At 41.4% G+C, this 18,593-nt stretch carries 17 protein-coding genes and 1 pseudogene; 6 read left to right on the top strand and 12 right to left on the bottom strand.

All coding sequences use genetic code 11. The features are described from left to right. On the bottom strand, positions 1–129 hold a 129-nt coding region (locus C6H66_RS03315; protein ID WP_146111016.1), incomplete at its 3' end, for a transposase family protein. 157 nt (positions 130–286) lie between these two features. Between C6H66_RS03315 and C6H66_RS03310 the strand changes: the two genes are divergently transcribed. Then, positions 287–931 carry a hypothetical protein gene (locus tag C6H66_RS03310; RefSeq protein ID WP_105394807.1) on the top strand — a complete coding sequence of 215 codons (645 nt, stop codon included), beginning with the start codon at positions 287–289 and terminating at the stop codon, positions 929–931. A 164-nt stretch (positions 932–1,095) separates the two neighbouring features. On the opposite strand, the gene C6H66_RS03305 is transcribed toward C6H66_RS03310, so the two are convergent. Continuing rightward, a complete protein-coding gene (locus C6H66_RS03305; protein WP_105394806.1) occupies positions 1,096–2,445 on the bottom strand; it encodes a Fic family protein in 1,350 nt (449 codons plus the stop codon). Positions 2,446–2,722: 277 nt separating this feature from the next. Here C6H66_RS03305 and C6H66_RS03300 point away from each other — a divergent pair, with 277 nt between their 5' ends. Then, entirely contained in the window at positions 2,723–3,076 is a 354-nt protein-coding gene (locus tag C6H66_RS03300; protein WP_236548258.1) for a helix-turn-helix domain-containing protein, read from the top strand. Further along, a complete protein-coding gene (locus tag C6H66_RS03295) occupies positions 3,073–4,353 on the top strand; it encodes a type II toxin-antitoxin system HipA family toxin (protein ID WP_105394804.1) in 1,281 nt (426 codons plus the stop codon). Before C6H66_RS03300 ends, C6H66_RS03295 begins: the two co-directional genes overlap by 4 nt. A gap of 87 nt (positions 4,354–4,440) precedes the next feature. On the opposite strand, the gene C6H66_RS03290 is transcribed toward C6H66_RS03295, so the two are convergent. The 7 genes from C6H66_RS03290 to pgpB all read right to left on the bottom strand — a co-directional run bounded on the left by C6H66_RS03290 (position 4,441) and on the right by pgpB (position 9,432). Further along, a complete protein-coding gene (locus C6H66_RS03290) occupies positions 4,441–4,920 on the bottom strand; it encodes a nuclear transport factor 2 family protein (protein ID WP_046396505.1) in 480 nt (159 codons plus the stop codon). 28 nt (positions 4,921–4,948) lie between these two features. Continuing rightward, complete coding sequence (locus C6H66_RS03285) at positions 4,949–5,554, bottom strand: TetR/AcrR family transcriptional regulator (protein ID WP_105394803.1); 606 nt, start codon at positions 5,552–5,554, stop codon at positions 4,949–4,951. A 386-nt stretch (positions 5,555–5,940) separates the two neighbouring features. Next, positions 5,941–6,267: a stress response translation initiation inhibitor YciH gene (gene yciH / locus C6H66_RS03280; protein WP_046397903.1), complete on the bottom strand. Its 327-nt coding sequence runs from the start codon at positions 6,265–6,267 to the stop codon at positions 5,941–5,943. Continuing rightward, a complete protein-coding gene (pyrF, locus tag C6H66_RS03275; RefSeq protein WP_105394802.1) occupies positions 6,257–7,003 on the bottom strand; it encodes an orotidine-5'-phosphate decarboxylase in 747 nt (248 codons plus the stop codon). Before pyrF ends, yciH begins: the two co-directional genes overlap by 11 nt. A gap of 46 nt (positions 7,004–7,049) precedes the next feature. Continuing rightward, positions 7,050–8,219: a lipopolysaccharide assembly protein LapB gene (lapB, locus tag C6H66_RS03270; RefSeq protein ID WP_105394801.1), complete on the bottom strand. Its 1,170-nt coding sequence runs from the start codon at positions 8,217–8,219 to the stop codon at positions 7,050–7,052. 6 nt (positions 8,220–8,225) lie between these two features. Continuing rightward, complete coding sequence (locus C6H66_RS03265; protein ID WP_036805770.1) at positions 8,226–8,537, bottom strand: LapA family protein; 312 nt, start codon at positions 8,535–8,537, stop codon at positions 8,226–8,228. Positions 8,538–8,697: 160 nt separating this feature from the next. After that, positions 8,698–9,432: a phosphatidylglycerophosphatase B gene (pgpB, locus tag C6H66_RS03260; RefSeq protein ID WP_105394800.1), complete on the bottom strand. Its 735-nt coding sequence runs from the start codon at positions 9,430–9,432 to the stop codon at positions 8,698–8,700. Between the two features lie 250 nt (positions 9,433–9,682). On the opposite strand from pgpB, the gene ribA reads away from it, so the two are divergent. Next, positions 9,683–10,279 (top strand): GTP cyclohydrolase II, encoded by a 597-nt coding sequence (gene ribA, locus C6H66_RS03255; RefSeq protein ID WP_065388677.1) that lies wholly within the window; start codon positions 9,683–9,685, stop codon positions 10,277–10,279. A 69-nt stretch (positions 10,280–10,348) separates the two neighbouring features. Here ribA and acnA read toward each other — a convergent pair whose 3' ends face one another. Continuing rightward, positions 10,349–13,024 carry an aconitate hydratase AcnA gene (gene acnA, locus C6H66_RS03250; protein ID WP_105394799.1) on the bottom strand — a complete coding sequence of 892 codons (2,676 nt, stop codon included), beginning with the start codon at positions 13,022–13,024 and terminating at the stop codon, positions 10,349–10,351. Between the two features lie 253 nt (positions 13,025–13,277). Between acnA and C6H66_RS03245 the strand changes: the two genes are divergently transcribed. After that, positions 13,278–14,105 carry a hypothetical protein gene (locus tag C6H66_RS03245; protein ID WP_105394798.1) on the top strand — a complete coding sequence of 276 codons (828 nt, stop codon included), beginning with the start codon at positions 13,278–13,280 and terminating at the stop codon, positions 14,103–14,105. A gap of 49 nt (positions 14,106–14,154) precedes the next feature. Here C6H66_RS03245 and cysB read toward each other — a convergent pair whose 3' ends face one another. Both cysB and topA read right to left on the bottom strand, forming a co-directional pair. Then, complete coding sequence (gene cysB / locus C6H66_RS03240) at positions 14,155–15,129, bottom strand: HTH-type transcriptional regulator CysB (protein ID WP_036805759.1); 975 nt, start codon at positions 15,127–15,129, stop codon at positions 14,155–14,157. Positions 15,130–15,433: 304 nt separating this feature from the next. Then, positions 15,434–18,034, bottom strand: coding sequence for a type I DNA topoisomerase (gene topA / locus C6H66_RS03235; protein ID WP_046397491.1), 2,601 nt, complete (start codon positions 18,032–18,034; stop codon positions 15,434–15,436). Between the two features lie 334 nt (positions 18,035–18,368). Here topA and C6H66_RS03225 point away from each other — a divergent pair. Continuing rightward, positions 18,369–18,583: pseudogene (locus tag C6H66_RS03225) on the top strand (DUF2498 family protein). Positions 18,584–18,593: the final 10 nt, after the last annotated feature.

Below are 18,593 nucleotides of genomic sequence, written 5' to 3'. Positions count from 1 at the left end.
GCCTTCTGCGCCCGCAATCACGGCACACAGTGACGAAAACAGGATGTCAAATAAAGGATAGGTGACTTTCGCACTCTGGCGAGGGTCTTGGATTGCCGAAAAATGAAGGGTAAAGTTCTCAAGGCACATGATATAGGTTTTCACTCTCAAAAGAGAGTATAAGATCACAGTGCTTTATTTGAAGCAACCTATTTTATTTTTGGCTAAAAAACATTCGTGATCTTGCCCTGATTCACTTTATGATCTTCAAAAATACAGCAAAGCAATAGCCGAACAAGCAGATATTATGTTTAACGATATTCTAATTGCCGCTCTTAATAACTATAACAGTGAAGATTTTTATGAGCCAGAGACACAGGCAAAGCGCTCAATGATATATTGGACAAGTGACTATACTAATATTCAATCCCATTTAACTTTTGGCGCACAACGAAAATCTTCGCGTGTCTGTTTAGATCCAAATGACACAGATAATTTATTTATCGACCATAACTACAATAATATTTTTCTCGGCGATGTATTTTTGAATGGTGGTAGGTCATCTAGAAAAGGTAGCTATAATTATCTTTCAGCAACAGAACCACAAACGTATGAAAGGGGCCCGACTCAAATTACCTTACAGGTTAAATCGGCAGGACGGTATCGTTTACGAATGTATTATGCCTATATGTCAGATTCATTCAATTTTGATTCGGCAATTCAAATGAAGCTAGAACAATCAAACAGCACTATTTTCGATCAAAATATCAAATTCTTTACCGAAAAAGTTTTAACACCTTATAAATCAGGTTCAAACTACGGGCCGGTTGTATATCGGACAACTGAGGTTGATTTAAAGGCTGGGCCTCTAGTGTTAACATTACATGAAGAAGAAGGTAAACGTCTATCTGGTGAGGGATTAATTCAGCATATTGAATTTTTAGGACTATAATATTGCATGAGATTGTTACCGAGACCTTGATAACAATCTCCTTTATTATGGCTTTAGCCAGTTTAAGTAGCGTCAGCTTCTTAAACATAAAACCACCCGCTATGCGGGTGGTTATGATTTTAAACTGTGTTAATTCTGCGCTAGGAATTGTAATAAAAAGCATCCTACGATTTTGATATCTTATTTAACCTACTACGTAGATCTGCGGGGGCAATATAATAAGTTGTTCGTCTTATTTTTATAGGAAAAAATATATTCATTGCCTCAAGCTCCCTAAGTAACTTTCTGGCTGTATTTTCACTAACATCATATACATTCTGAACCGATTTTACTTTAAACAATCTTCCGGGTTCTTTTACACCTTTTTTAATTAAATCTTTCTGAATGAAGGTTAGCTTACTTTTATACTTTGAATTTTCCAACACATCGACAATTTCATAAAATTCTTTTGTTTTTACTCTTAAATACTCTTGTAATTCATCAAATGCGTTTAGAATAACATTAACATTAAAATCGATAAAATAAGTTAAATCCCCATAATCCTTTTGAACATAAAGATATGACATACCATAGTCTTTAGCGTGCTCCTTGATAACCTTGCTTATTGAAATATATTCAAAAATATCATATCCATTCTTTAACATGTACCAATAAAATATTGCCCTTGCAGTTCTGCCATTCCCGTCTCTAAATGCATGTTCATACCCCATCATAAAGTGAAGAATAATCGCTTTTATTACTGGTGGTATAAATTTCCGGCCATCCTCTCCATTATGATTTTCGTTAGCAAAAGCACATAATTCTTCTAACCTATTTTCTAACTCCTCATAGTTTGGCGGGTAAAATAATGGATTGTCATCATTTCCAATGTATATATCATTATTGCATCTAAATTCCCCCGGTATATTTTCGTTTTCAGATACACCATTAGTCGCTATTCTATGAAATTCAAGCATCAAATCCCTTGTAAGGGGTTCTTGTTTTCTTTTATCCGCTAGCTTTAATAGCATATAATTATTCAGAATCATTCTTTCATCAGGAGTGCTGGGCGCTAATTCTTCCTCTAGCATTTTTTTTGCGTCAGCTCGGGTAGTTGCCGCACCTTCCAATTGAGCGCTAGTGATGGCTTCTTCCATCAGTAAAGATGATACTAAGTAATTCTGTTGAATATTATCTGATGCTTGAGATCCTGCAATTGCAGCTATTTTACCTGCACCAAGTTGTACAATTTTGTGCAACTTTGGTTCTAGTGCATCATGTATACAAAAACTAAACTCATTCCCGCTTTTATCAAATAAGCCCGTACTTTTTTTTGCCTGATCTCTACAGAACTTTACCGCATACCAGATGTGTTCAGCTTCTTTACTAGGAACTCGCCACTTAAGCTGACTCCAATGAAGGTATCTTCCCTGTTTATCAGCAATACTATATTCACTGAGGTATTCCCCGAATTTAACAAAATCTAAATTTGAGAAATTAAGTTTAGGTGATTGTTCTACAGGATGTTTCGCCATATTACCTCACATTTTAAAATTTGATGTATAGGTAAGTATGATAGTAAATCCTTAAGGAGATCAACACGAATAAACCAGATTCATGAACTGTTTGAAAAGGAAGATATCTTTTATAAAGGACTCATATAAAGCTTTAAAGTATATTAAACACATTTATGAGATTCATATAGAACTCTTAAATATCCATATTCTCATATTTAGATTCTTGCAAAATAAGAGGTATAATAGAGTCTCTTAACTATAAAATTTAAACTTAAGAGGTGCATTTGTGGCTTTAATGCTTTATACCGAATCAGAGTTGCTGGCAGAACTTGGAAACCGCCTGCGAGAGCACCGACTGCGGCGCAACATGCTCCAGACAGAGCTGGCGCTCAGAAGCGGTATTTCCGTCTCTGCGCTCAAAAAACTTGAGGCCAGCGGACAAGGCACGCTTGAGAATTTTATGAAGGTCGCCTTTGCCCTACGACTGGAAGATGAAGTAAAGTCCCTGTTTATGCCACAACCAGTCAGTATTGCACAGCTTGAAGCTATGAAGGCACCGGTTCGTCAGCGCGCCCGGCGAACCCCACGCTCGGCCCGGAAACCTTCCGGCAATGGCCGCGCTCATCAATCAGAAGGCTCAAAAAAATGACAACGCGAAACTTTCAGTACCGGTCATTAAACCGACTACAAGTGGTCTACAGCGGTCGAGGGGAACAGTGGGTGTTGGGTCATCTGGCCGAAAGTACTGTGCGTGGCCGCTATTTATTTGAGTACACCCAAGAAGCTCTTGATAATGACATCGAATTCTCGCCCCTGAGACTGCCACTTTCCACAGAGACTTACGCGAATTTTGAGCACTTTCAGGACTGGCTCCCTGGCTTTATCGCAGATTCCCTGCCGGATGGCTGGGGACGGCTGCTTATGGATCGGTTCCTTCGCCGTAATAATGTCGACCCTGGCCGGATTTCCGTCCTGGAACGCCTGGCATTATTGAGCAATAACACAATGGGGGCTATGACCTACCAACCTGCTCTGCCTTTACCGGACGACCAGGAAGACAAATACAGTATTCTGAACTTGACCGGACTGGCCCAGCAAATCCGTCAAGAAGTAACGGGTCAGGACTCAGAGGCACTGCGCGAACTTTTTCTGCTTGGCGGCTCGCCCCACGGCGCCAGACCAAAGGCACAGGTAGAATATAATCCATCCACCGGCCAGATGAAAACAACTGCGTTCCCTGAGAGTGAGCCTTGGCTGGTTAAATTTCCCGCAGCAGAGGAAAGTCCTTGGGTTTGTGCCCTTGAAGAAGCTTACGCCTGTACGGCCAGAATGGCAGGCATTGATTTTCCCACAAGTCGCTACTTCCGCCTTGAAGGGGAGCTTGCTGCTTTCGGTGTCCAGCGTTTCGATCGTGAGAATGGAATGCGAGTGCCGGTACTGAGTATGGCCGGCGCCCTACATGCCGACTTCCGATTACCCTGTATGGATTACATAGATATCTTACGGGCAACTGGCTTCATCACGCGCTCTGTTGTTGAGCGAGAAATCCAAGCCCGTCGTATGGTGTTCAACGTGTTGATGCATAACCGTGATGATCATGTGAAGAATTTCTCCTTCATTCTAAATGAAAGCAATGAATGGGTGGTGTCCCCCGCCTATGATCTGACCTTTGCGGACGGTCCCGGCGGACAACATCAAACCTCAGTGGGTGGTCATGGCACGAATATCACCCGCACCATGTTGCTTAAGGTTGCCAAAGATGCAAGCATCGCATCGGCCAGAATGAATAACATTATTGATGAAATAGCAGATGTCGCCGCTGACTTCACCCATACGGCACGGAATGTAACTGATGATATTCCCACTGACGAACTCCATCAGGTCACGAACTGCATTAACCGTAATCTGTCTTGTCTCAAACGATAAATTCAACATACGGGCCTTCTGAATTCTTCCGTTATCAGAAGGCCAAGCATGCACATCAGCCGCGTTTCGGCCATCTCTTGAAAAGGATTACAGCCCTAACTCAGATAATCCAGGATGATCATCAGGACGGCGACCTAATGGCCAATGAAATTTGCGTTCGGATTCTTTTATCGGAAGATCATTAATGCAGGCATAACGGTTGTACATCAAGCCATCTTCGTTAAATTCCCAATTCTCATTACCATATGAGCGAAACCAGTTACCGGAATCGTCATGCCATTCATAAGCATAACGAACCGCTATTCTATTATCAGTAAACGCCCAAAGTTCCTTAATTAATCGATATTCATGCTCTTTCGCCCATTTTCTGGTTAATAAACCCTGAGCTTCTTTACGGCTATGCACGAATTCAGCGCGATTACGCCAATGGGTATCCAATGAATAGGCCAATGAAACCTTTTCAGGGTCACGGCTATTCCACCCATCTTCCGCCAAGCGGACTTTTTGAATAGCGGTTTCCCGAGTAAATGGCGGCACTGGCTGACGAATTTCTTTTGTATTAGACATATTGTCTCCTAATTATAATTAAATTTCATTAACTCACATCGCATTTATTCAGCAATGCCTTGGCAATATTCATCGCCTCTAAAGCATAGTGTGTATCATTCATCACATGCGCAGTTGTAATAGCGCCTTCTATTAAGAGTAGGAGCTTCCTAGCTAAATCCACTGATGAATCTGGCGATATTTCTTCACAAATAGAAAGCACGTAAGTAAAAACTTTCTCTTTATGTTCTTTAGCAATTATCCTTACAGGATCATCTGGATTAGGCCGTTCACCGGATGTATTGATAAATGCACATCCTCTAAAATCATCACCTTCGAACCATCGTTGTAATACCAGAAAAATATTCAGCAATTTTTCTTTAGGTGTTTTATATTCGGCTATTGATGAAGTAAACCACCGCATCCAGCGTTCATCTCGCCGACGAAGAACTTCTTCAATCAACCCCTCTTTCGTACCAAAATAACGATAAATTGTCTTACGTGAAGAACCTGTCGTGCGCGTTATCAGATCGATACCTGTAGCCGCAATCCCCCTTGTGTAAATCAATTCCTCTACAACATCCAACATGTTTTCCCTGATGTTGGGCGCCGGCTCACCTTCCATGTTTTTCATGGTAGAACGATCATTCTCCACAGTCAACCTCTTTACTAAAAAAATGGATTTAAATTGTTATCTTTATGATTTAAAAAGCAATTATAATACTCATCGCCTTTTTCATCAAAACTGCTCATTTCCACATAATAGCTCTTTTAAATAAAAATATTATCAAAGAAACGAAGAAATAATATTAAATTTCCTACTACCGTTTATTGATTATTATATCAATTTAAAAATATAAATTTATTTTTAAAAGTAAATATAATGTCAAAATATTATTTTTCAGAATATTTAAAATAATCTATTTATTGTGAATTATCTTTAATTAATAAATTAAGAATATTATTAATAAATAATAAAAACACTACCAATAATTAGACCAAGAAAATAAAATGAACGAAGGGCGAATATCCGCCCTTCTGTCAACCACCAGCTAATTTAACTGTCATTCCTTTAGCTTCAAGTAACTGTTTCAATAAATCCCTTTTATCACCCTGAATTTCTATTTCACCGTCCTTTACTGAACCACCACAGCCACATTTTTTCTTCAATTCAGCCGCCAGTTTAATCAGTGCCTGATCATCAGCATCAATCCCGGTAATTATACAAACCCCTTTTCCTTTACGACCACTGGTTTGACGTTGAATACGAACAATACCATCTCCTTTTGAGCGCTGAGGTTTAACCGTTTCTTCCTGAATACGGCCTTTATCTGTGGAATAGACTAGACGCGAATTATTATCTTGCATTAATCACTCCCGCAATAGATTGATTAATCTGACGCAATGCTGCCGCAGGATCGACGGCACGGGTAATCGGACGCCCAATAACCATATAATCAATCCCAGCCAATACCGCCTGCTCCGGCGTCATGATACGGCGCTGATCGCCCGCATCGCTGCCCGTCGGGCGAATTCCCGGAGTAACTAATTGAAAATCCTGACCACAAACCTTTTTCAGTTGCTGAGCTTCATGCGCAGAACAAACTACGCCATCTAGCCCACATGCCTGAGTCAGTTTTGCCAACCTTTCAGCCTGTCGCGCTGGCGTCATATCAATGCCAATACCTTGTAGATCCGATTGTTCCATGCTGGTTAATACCGTGACAGCAATTAACAACGGAGCGTCATGACCATAAGGCAGCAGCGCCTCTTTCGCCGCTGTCATCATTCTGGCGCCACCACTCGCATGTACGTTTACCATCCAAACGCCCATTTCAGCAGCAGCGGCTACCGCTCTGGCGGCGGTATTAGGAATATCATGGAATTTCAAATCCAAAAATAGTTCAAAACCACGTTGGTGCAACAACTTAACAAACTGCGGACCATGCAGGGTAAACATCTCTTTACCCACTTTCAGACGGCAATCCTGCGGATCAATTTTATCGGCAAAAGCCAGCGCCGCATCCTGATTATCGTAATCTAAAGCAACAATGACAGGCGAGCTAATCTGTCTACCGAACGATGTTAAGGTATGAGATGTCATTTTTTAACCTTTTTGACTAACAAAGCAACATTATGATGACACGGTGTCACTGACCATCTAATCCGCGGATCGGTTTAATTGAATCCCACGAACGACATGATGGACAGTGCCAATAAAGTGAATGAGAAGTAAAGCCGCATTTATGGCAGCGGTAATTAGGTTTAGTTCGAATTTGCTCGCCAACCATGTCCCTCAACAAGATAATACTTTCTTTCGCTCGCCCCTCTTCTGCCTCAGCCAAATGGTAATCCATCAGGCGATAAAACAGGCGCATGGTCGGATGACGCTCTAATCGATGGTTGATATAAATTTGCGCGACTTCATGCCCTTTTTGCTGCTCGATAATATCAGCCAGCAAAAGTTCGGCCGTGGCCCCACAATCTTCCTCTACACAACGTCTCAGGAAATCTTCCCATTCATCAGTCTGATTCAGATGCTGGTAACACTCCTGGAGAATAGGCAACACCTCACTAACCAACTTTTTATCTTGCTCAAGAACAGATTTTAAAGCATCCGCCGCTTTGATGTACTCTTGTTGGGCCATAAACAGGCGCCCCAACATGATAGAAACTCTGGCGCAGTTTTTATCTGCCTGAACCGCTTTATTGAGATAACCGATTGCCTCATCAAGATCATCCCCGCTCATCTCCTGTAAAGCGAGTTCACAATAAAAATGGGCAATTTTTTCCCGTAAATCATGTTTACCGGACTTGACTAATTTCTCAGCAATATCGATGGCTTTTTTCCAATCACTGGTTGCCTGATAAATAGTCAGCAGCGATTGAAGCGCATTTTGCCGAAAATCTTTTTCATTCACCAATTGAGCGAACATATTTTCAGCACGATCATACAAACCCGCCGACATATAATCACGGCCCAATTGTTGCGTCGCAAGCAGACGCTGATCAAATGTCAGAGAAGCGCTTTCCATAAGAGATTGATGAATGCGGATAGCCCGCTCTACTTCCCCCCTGGAACGGAATAGATTCCCCAAAGTCAAATGAGCTTCAAAAGCGGAACTGTCCTCTTTAAGCATTTCAAGAAACAGATCCACAGCTTTATCTTGCTGGTTTGAAAGGAGAAAGTTAACCCCGGCAACATATTCTCGTGATAAGCGATCAGCATTTTGTTGCTTATCCTGTTGAGCACTTCTGCGCCCCATATACCAGCCATAAGCAGCGGCCACAGGAAGCAACAGAAACAGCAGCTCTAACATAGGAGTTTATTCCTTGCTAAGTGCAAGCGATGAATGAGTAACCGAAGGTTCAGCAGGTTGCTCCAGTTGCGCTTCAAGTCGCTTAATCTTTCGTTCAGCTCTTCCTAATGACAAACGAGCACGAAGATAAAATAATCCACAAATAACCCAACCTAACACGAAACCGCTAGCAAACAATACAGCCAAAAGTGTAGATACAGAGTAATTCCCTTTAGCAATCAGATAGTTAAATGTAACCACCTGATCATTATTTGATCCGAGAGTCACCGAGATGACGAAGATCACCAACACCAGTAATAAAATCAGAAAATATTTCACATTTTTTCCTGTTATCTATTGTTGCTTGGACATTATGCTGGATAACGGCCCATTAAATTAGCATTTCCAGTCTGGATAAAGGAAGCAATTTATCATGATAAATGCGTCTTTCAGCTTTTTTACGATATCTTCTCATCGATTAAGTGTAAATAAGAAGCAATTACACCGCCAAATCCTTTTTGTCGTTAATCAACCGCCATTTTTCTGTGAGATAACAAATAGCCATCACTAATACCGCACTAATTAGCGTTGATGTGATAATATCCTGCGGCCAATGCATACCTAATGCCATCCTGCTAATCAAAACACTCATTGCCCATATCGTCACAATTATAGACAAAATATAGCGACGACGCGGCCATAAAAAACCTACTAAAAGTAGTGACAAACTTGCAGCAAACAAGGTATGCCCAGAAGGAAAAGCATATCCGGTCTCTCTTTTCCAATGATTGAGTTGCCATTGTGGAATACGGTCATCAGCTTTTAAATTGCGTTGCAACAACTCAGCCCGCTGTTTTCGCGAATGTTGATAAAATTCACCTGCTGGCATTTGATAGTTTTTTTCTAACCAAACAACATAGGGGCGAGGCTCTTTAGTGGTATTTTTTACCAAAACTTTTATGCCTTGCCCCGTTAAAAGGAGCATCATAACAATAGCGAGCAATATTCCTCCCTGTCTGGCCGAAGTCGCGAACAACCATAGCATCCCTAAAATAAAAAACAGAAAAACCAGATAACACCACGGCTCACCGGAAGTATTAGTAATCCAATACAGTACTTCAAGCCATAAACACTCTCCCATAGGCTGCCATTGCCAACCTGCCATCAATACAGCTATAGGTGGTAACAATAAAATCAGGGTTGCGACAATAATAGGTTTGGTAAATTGATTCATATCTGGCACCGGATTATTTTTATACACAATTTTAAAAACTTGTTCAGCGTTAACATGTTAGTGTTATAACTGCCATTTATATATGATTATCTGAAAGTTTTTGACAGATAATTTGCCGTAAATATGGCAAAATATCGCCGCATTATAATCAGAGAAAATCTTTTATGCAGTGTCCCCTGATTTCCCAGACCGGTATTGTTTTTCACATCTATGTCTTGTAACGAGTCTGAATCAACATATGAACAATAAAATGCAATTAAAACGAGTCGCTGAGGCCAAGTTACCCACTCCCTGGGGAGATTTTTTAATGGTCGGCTTTGAAGAAGTCGCCACAGGTCAAGATCATGTCGCATTAGTATACGGCACTATTTCTGGCAATGAGCCTGTCCTTTCCAGAATCCATTCAGAATGCCTGACCGGTGACGCCCTATTTAGTCTACGTTGTGATTGCGGTTTTCAACTTGAAGCCGCCCTTACCCAGATTGCTAAAGAAGGGCGAGGTGTATTACTTTACCATCGGCAAGAAGGTCGTAATATTGGCTTAATCAACAAAATTCGTGCTTATGCGTTACAAGATAACGGTATCGATACTGTAGAAGCTAACCATCAGTTAGGTTTTGCCGCCGATGAGCGTGATTTCACTTTATGTGCGGATATGTATAAATTACTCGGCGTTCAAGCTATTCGCCTGCTAACCAATAATCCCAAAAAAGTGGAAATTATGACCGAAGCAGGTATTAATATCGTAGAACGTGTTCCATTAATTACCGGCCGGAATCCTAAAAACGCTTATTATTTGGATACCAAAGCCAGAAAAATGGGTCATTTGTTACCTGAGCAAAATTAGTTTTTCAGCAAACTAGCCGGAAAAGACGGCGCTTAAATAATCAGTGCCGTCTTTAGTATGCTGTAAAATCTATTTCAACATGTGGCGAATAACATAATGCAAGATACCACCGTGGTGGAAATAATCTAATTCAGTTCTGGTATCAATACGACTATGAGCATTAATGATTTCCTTACGCCCATCCGCATAAGTCACTTTCACCGGTACAATCTGTCCCGGCTTGAGGTTATTCATCCCTTCAATATCAATTGTCTCACCACCTTGCAGATTTAGCGTCTTACGATTTACGTCCTGAGGGAATTCCAATGGTAATACCCCCATACCAATCAGGTTCGAACGGTGAATACGCTCAAATGATTCCGCAATCACCACTCTAACGCCTAATAATCGGGTACCTTTCGCTGCCCAGTCGCGGCTTGAACCGGAGCCATATTCTTTGCCCGCAATAATAGCCAATGGTGTTTTTTCTTCCTGATAACACATAGCCGCATCATAAATTGCTAATTGTGTCTGTGACGGAATATGGCGAGTATATCCTCCCTCTACACCAGAAATCATCTCATTACGGATACGGATATTGGCAAATGTTCCTCGCATCATGACTTCATGATTACCACGCCTTGAGCCGTAGGAGTTAAAATCCTTAGGTTCAACGCCATGTTCTTGAAGGTAACGCCCTGCTGGACTGTCAGCCTTGATATTCCCCGCCGGAGAAATATGGTCTGTAGTTACCGAATCCCCAAGAATAGCCAATATATTCGCACCGTGAATATCCGTTATCGCTTCTGGCTCGGCAGTCATCTCACTAAAGAATGGCGGGTGACGAATATAAGTAGAATCAGGTTGGAAGTGATAAGTTGCAGAACTTTCAACATCCAGCGACTGCCATGTTTCATCACCATCAAAGACTTCCGCATACTCTTTGTGAAACATATCAGCTTTAATTCGCTCAACGGCTTCAGCAATTTCTTTGCTATCAGGCCATATATCCTTCAAATAGATATCATTGCCTTGTTGATCCTGACCAAGAGGATCTTTAGTCAAATCCTTTTTCATATTGCCGGATAAAGCATATGCCACGACTAACGGCGGCGACGCTAGCCAGTTAGTTTTTATCAGAGGATGGATACGACCTTCAAAGTTTCGGTTGCCAGAAAGGACGGCGCCGACGGTAAGATCAGCCTGCTTAATCGCAGTTTCAATAGATTCAGGCAGTGGCCCAGAGTTACCAATGCAAGTTGTGCAACCGTAACCAACCAGATTGAAGCCCAGTTTCTCCAGATATGGCATCAAACCCGCCAGTTCAAGGTAATCCGTCACCACTTTCGAGCCGGGCGCCAGTGAAGTTTTCACCCACGGCTGGCGTTTAAGCCCTCTCTCAACCGCTTTCTTCGCCAACAAACCCGCAGCCATCAGTACACTGGGATTAGATGTGTTGGTACAGGAAGTTATCGCAGCAATGACGACAGCTCCCTCTTCTAACTCATACTTCTGGTTATCCTGATTAACTGGCGCTGAGGCGGCTTGCCCCTGGGATTTATTCATTTCCAGATCAACGGCTGATTGAAATACTTGAGGTACTTGCGCTAAAGCCACTCTATCTTGTGGACGTTTCGGTCCAGCGAGGCTCGCTTCCACTGTCGACATATCCAGCTCAAGAGTGCTGGTAAATACCGGTTCATCACCGGGATTTCGCCATAATCCCTGAACCTTACAATAGGCTTCCACCAACGCGATCTGCTGTTCTGTACGCCCTGTCAACCGCATGTAGCCTAGGGTAATATCATCTACCGGGAAGAAACCGCAAGTTGCCCCATATTCCGGCGACATGTTGGCAATGGTTGCTCTGTCTGCCAGCGGCAAATCAGCTAACCCATCCCCATAAAATTCTACAAATTTCCCGACCACGCCATGTTTACGCAGCATCTGAGTCACTGTCAGTACCAAGTCTGTTGCGGTAATCCCTTCACGTAACTTGCCGGTAAGTTTAAAACCCACCACATCAGGAATAAGCATGGAAACAGGCTGTCCTAACATAGCTGCTTCGGCTTCAATACCACCTACACCCCATCCTAAAACACCGAGGCCATTGATCATAGTAGTATGAGAATCGGTACCAACTAAAGTATCAGGATAAGCCAGCTCCCGCCCGTTCTGCATTTCATGCCAAACCGTTTTTCCCAGATATTCCAGGTTTACCTGATGGCAAATCCCGGTTCCTGGCGGAACAACACGAAAACGGTTAAATGCTTTTTGCCCCCAGCGCAGAAAGAGATAACGTTCATGGTTCCGTTCCATTTCTAATTGAACATTTTGCTCAAAGGCTTTTTCCGTGCCGAATTTATCCACCATAACTGAATGGTCAATAACCAAATCAACGGGTGATAATGGATTAACTTGTTCAACATCACCGCCAAGACGCTGGACCGCTTCTCTCATGGCCGCTAAATCAACAACGGCAGGAACACCGGTGAAATCCTGCATCAATACACGTGCTGGTCGGTAAGCAATTTCTCTGTCTGCATGGCCGGTATTTTGCCAATCAACAATGGCTTTCAAATCATCATCAACAACAGAATTGCCATCAATATTGCGAAGAAGATTTTCCAGAAGAACTTTCATAGACTTGGGTAAACGGGAAATATCCCCCAAATGTTTAGCAACCAGTGGTAAGCTGTAATAATCATATTGTTTACTTGCAGCGGAAAGTGTTGAAACACAAACCTTTTTCAAATCAAACGACATAACTCCTCCTTCTTCTTATACTGGCATAACTCAAAGCTACCTTAACGATAATGGCACAAATTAAACATAACATATAAGCAAATATTTGTTTTTTATTACCGCACAATGTGTCAATTCAGTGTATCCATCAGAATTTCAGTAATAAATTTTGATAATTTAGTCGGGTAAACAATCGAATGATAATCAGATAGAATTAGCTCGCTAACAATTCAATTGGATTAAAATTATCAATTAAAAAAACAAGGACAAAATAATGGATATAAAAAACGCAATTACTCATAACCAGGAACATATCGCAAAAATCAATGAAGCTAATACCTTCTTTCACATCGATGACGCTTATTTCAGTATAGAAAATACCAATAAATATAACGAAAAAGATGGTTTAGTTCAGTTCATTATAGCCAAACAATTATCTGATAAACCAGAAGTTATAGAGAAAACCAATAGTTTAAGTAAAACATTAATTGCACTTTCCTCCATCGCAACCAATTATGTCAATAAATACGCGGAAAAGTATGGAGAGCAATATAAAACAGATATGGACTTTTGGAGTAAAGTGGTTGACAAGTTACCACTAATGGGCACCAGCAAAGTTGAATCGAAAAATTACACCGATTCATTAAATGGTTTAAGCATCTCAAAAAGTTTTCTTAATTTCATTATGAATGTGGTTGTATTCGAAAATACAGATATGCTGCCGGATTTCGCTAAGTTCCTTACTAAACAAGGGGAAACGATCCGCTTAGGTATACGGAAAAATAAAGGCTTCTATTCTACTGTGACACTGACGATTGCTATCGATACCTTAATTGTAGGAGATAAGACCGTATATATTCCGAAACTAAAACTCTATCGCGTTAATTTTGATAGCACTAATGCAAACTTTTTATCAAGTTGTGCTTCTAATGAAAATGTCAACATTGATTTTGAGTATTCATCCTTGATATCGGTCTTAGACTATGAAGCGCTCGAAAATCCTGAGATTAAAGCCAGTTTTGATAGTTTCATTAATAAACAAAGAAAAACATCAATAGAAGAGTCTGATGATTTCTTCAGTGGTGAGTTTGAATCCAACTGATAAGCAAAATTAGGGAACTAATAGCAATATTAGCTCCCTAATTATTTCATTATACGATTGGTAATTTGATATCTTTAAACATCATTTCGATATCTTCATTCGAACGTAGAGCAACCGCCTGATCAATCACATCACGCGTCAGGTGAGGCGCAAAACGCCACATAAAGTCATACATGTAGCTGCGTAAGAAACTACTGCGACGAAAACCAATCTTAGTTGTGCTATAGCCGAATTTATCACGCATATCAATGCAAACCAGATCTTTATCCTGTACCGGATCAACCGCCATGTTGGCAATAACCCCCACGCCTAACCCTAACCGGACATAAGTTTTAATCACATCAGCATCCGTCGCAGTGAAAACAATTTTAGGTTTTAAACCTACTTTATCGAATGCAACATCTAACTCAGAACGACCAGTAAAGCCAAACGTATAAGTGACCAGTTGATATTCAGCCAATTCTTCAATTGAAACACTCTCTTTACCTGCCAGCGGGTGATCCGACGTCACCACCAGCGTCCTGTTCCAATGGTAACAAGGCAACATTACCAAATCTTCATATAAATGGAGCGCTTCAGTTGCAATAGCAAAATCAGCATTACCTTTACTCACAGCTTCAGCAATTTGCGTCGGCGACCCCTGATGCATGTGTAAAGAAACCTGCGGATAACGTTCAATAAAGCCTTTAATCACAGGAGGTAATGCATAACGAGCCTGTGTGTGGGTAGTAGCAATATATAGCGAACCACGATTCGGATAAGTATGTTCACTAGCAACCGACCGTATTGCATCAATCTTAGATAATACTTCACGAGAAATTCGGACAACCTCTTCACCTGCGGGAGTAACATGCGTCAGGTGTTTACCACTACGGGAAAAAATCTGAATACCTAATTCATCTTCAAGCATCCTGACTTGCTTACTGATCCCGGGTTGAGATGTATACAATCCTTCTGCCGTAGATGAAACATTAAGGTTGTGGTTTACCACCTCCACGATGTAACGAAGCTGTTGCAATTTCATATAAACACCATCCCAAAATAAACGCTGTGAACAATTATGACTTAGAAACCTGGACTGATATTGCTGTTTGCTATTTATTATAACGAATAGAAATAATATTGTTGTCGCATATAACCACTATAACACGATTATATATTTATATAACGAATAATTGAAAATTCATAATGAATGTTTAGCGCGATTCTAATTCATATATTTTAAGATACTGCCTATAGGTGAAAAAAGCCAACCTATAAGGTTGGCTTAATAGAAGAAAATAATCCCTTTTCTAAGAAAAAGAGAGTGTTGATTCTATCAGAAATTGTTACTTTTTATCTTTCTCAACCCATTTTCCATCAACATAAAACACGCTCCAACCTGTCGCCTTGCCATTTTTCTCCGAAGAAGCATATTGCTGTTTAGTTTTACGGCTAAAACGGATAACTGTTTTATTGCCTTCGGCATCTGCCACAGGAGCATCAGCCAAGTAACGTAATTTCTCCGGCAGACGCTCTTTAAAACGCGCTAGCTCTTCTACCAACGGCGCTCTGGTTTCTCTAGATTTAGGGAAGGTATTCGCTGCTAAAAATACGCCAGCAGCGCCATCGCGTAATACAAAATAGGCATCAGATTTTTCACAAGGAAGCTCTGGTAACGGAACCGGGTCCTCTTTTGGCGGCGCTACTTCCCCACTACGCAAGATCTTACGCGTATTTTTACAAGTTTCATCAGTACAGCCCATGTACTTACCGAAACGACCCATTTTCAGGTGCATTTCAGCGCCGCATTTATCACATTCGATAACAGGACCGTCATATCCCTTAATGCGAAATTCGCCCTCTTCCACTTCATAACCATCACAAGCAGGGTTATTACCGCAAACATGTAATTTACGTTGGTTATCAATGAGGTAGCTGTCCATCGCCGTACCACATTTTTTACAGCGACGACGAGCTCGCAACGCGTTTGTTTCCGCCTCATCCCCTTCCAAGATATTAAGAATTTCATTCTCAGGGATAAGGTTTATCGTCTGCTTACAACGCTCTTTAGGTGACAACGCGTAGCCAGAACAACCCAGGAAAACGCCAGTAGTTGCCGTTCGAATGCCCATAGAACGCTGACATGTCGGGCATTCAATAGAGGTAATAACCATCGGATTGGGCCGCATACCACCCTCTTCCGGTTCTTTATTGGCGACGTCTAGCTGTTCACTAAAATCAGTGAAAAATTCATCCAAAACCCCTTTCCATTCAGCTTTGTTACTTGCAACCTGATCAAGCTGATCTTCCATTCGCGCAGTAAAATCATAACTCATCAGCTCGTTGAAATTCTCTTCCAGACGATCAGTCACAATCTCTCCCATTTTTTCTGAGTAGAAACGGCGACTCTCTACGCGAACATAACCACGCTCCTGAATTGTGGAGATAATGGAAGCATAAGTGGATGGGCGACCAATACTGCGTTTCTCCAGCTCTTTAACCAGAGATGCCTCACTATAACGTGCCGGTGGCTTAGTAAAGTGTTGGCTTGGGAGCAGTTGTTGCAAATCAAGTTCTGTACCAATTTCAACAACCGGCAACGTGCGGTCTTCGTCACCTTTGCGCAATACAGGCATCACTTTTGTCCAGCCATCAAAACGCAATGTACGGCCTTTGGCACGCAATTCAAAATCACCCGCCTGTACAGTCAATGTTGTGGAATCGTATTTCGCCGGTGTCATCTGACAGGCCACAAACTGACGCCAGATTAGCTGATACAGCTTCTGTGCATCCGCATCCATATCTTTCAGTTGTTCTGCCATGATATCAACACTGGAAGGACGAATCGCTTCATGCGCTTCCTGTGAATTCTCTTTACTACTGTAAGTATTGGCGGTTTTTGGCAGGTATTTATCGCCAAAATTATCACCGATATAACCACGAACCATATCCAGCGCATCCTGACTCAGGTTAGTTGAATCAGTACGCATATAAGTAATATATCCGGCCTCATACAAACGCTGAGCCATCATCATGGTCTTTTTAACGCCAAACCCTAAACGCGTGCTCGCTGCCTGTTGCAATGTAGAAGTGATAAACGGCGCACCTGGTTTACTGGATGTCGGACGATCTTCACGATCAAGCACTTTGTAACGGGCTTTTTCCAGTAAAGAGACGGCGGCTTGGGTTTGTTCACTGTTAACCGGCTTAAACGGTTTACCCTGCTGATGAGTCACTTCCATATGCAGTGAAATTTCGCCTTTCGCCAGCAAATCAGCATGTAATTGCCAATATTCTACCGGTACAAACGCTTTAATTTCACGTTCTCTCTCTACTACAAGACGTACCGCCACCGATTGCACCCGACCGGCAGATAGCCCTCTGGCGACCTTTTTCCACAGTAGCGGAGAAACCATATAACCCACAACTCGATCCATAAAACGACGAGCTTGTTGAGCATTTATCCGGTGAATATTTAATTCACCCGGATTATCAAATGCCTGTTTAATGGCATTTTTAGTGATTTCATTAAAAACAACCCGGCTAAAACGATCGCCATCACCACCAATCACTTCCCGCAAGTGCCATGCAATGGCTTCTCCCTCGCGGTCAAGATCCGTTGCGAGATAAACATGATCAACTTTTTCAGCCAGCGATTTTAACTCTGCCACGACCTTCTCTTTGCCCGGCAAAATCTGATAATTCGCTTCCCAACCACGGTATGGATCAACCCCCATACGGTTGACTAATGCAGCTTTCTCATCTTTTTTGACCTTCTTCTTAGACTTATCGGTAGATGAGCTCGAACTCTTTTGGCTGGCTGAGCCACTGGTCGGCAAATCACGGATATGACCAACGCTGGATTTCACCACGTAGTCACTCCCCAAATATTTGTTGATTGTTTTGGCCTTTGCCGGGGACTCCACTATTACAAGAGCTTTACCCATAGTTATCTTTACCTAATTATCTTTTCAGATGGTGGAATTCACTGCGCCATATCACGGTATTTAAAACCTCTTTTTATATTGCGATAGATTCTCAATATATCAACTTATTTTTATTCAGTTGATTTCCCCAAACTCGAAACATATTGAATTATCTAAGGTATTTTAGATACCGCCCATAAGCTATGCAAATGAATGAAGTAATCACCGTAAACAAAATCTTCCATCTGCATGATGAAAAGTTCACACTCTACCTGATAAAAAATGATGCGCAACAAATTATTTTTGATAAGGACAGGAAAAGATAAAACCGAACAACACCGATTAAAGGTGAACAATGATAAAAAAAACCAGCCATATCATCCGTCAACATGAAGGTTTTATTCATGGCATGTATATAAGCAGCGTAGAGCAAAAAGGAGATGTATTAGTATTGATGGTGAATCTTTTCTAAGCGGAAATGGTTTACCTATAGGTAAAAGTACTACTATTTTCAATATGTTCAAACATCTGAAGCATATCCTACCGAAACAATATTATCTCGAAAATTAATAACAAAAAC

It is taken from the genome of Photorhabdus hindustanensis (assembly GCF_002968995.1).
Classification (GTDB): Bacteria; Pseudomonadota; Gammaproteobacteria; order Enterobacterales; family Enterobacteriaceae; genus Photorhabdus; species Photorhabdus akhurstii.
This window is presented reverse-complemented; position numbering and strand designations above follow the sequence as displayed.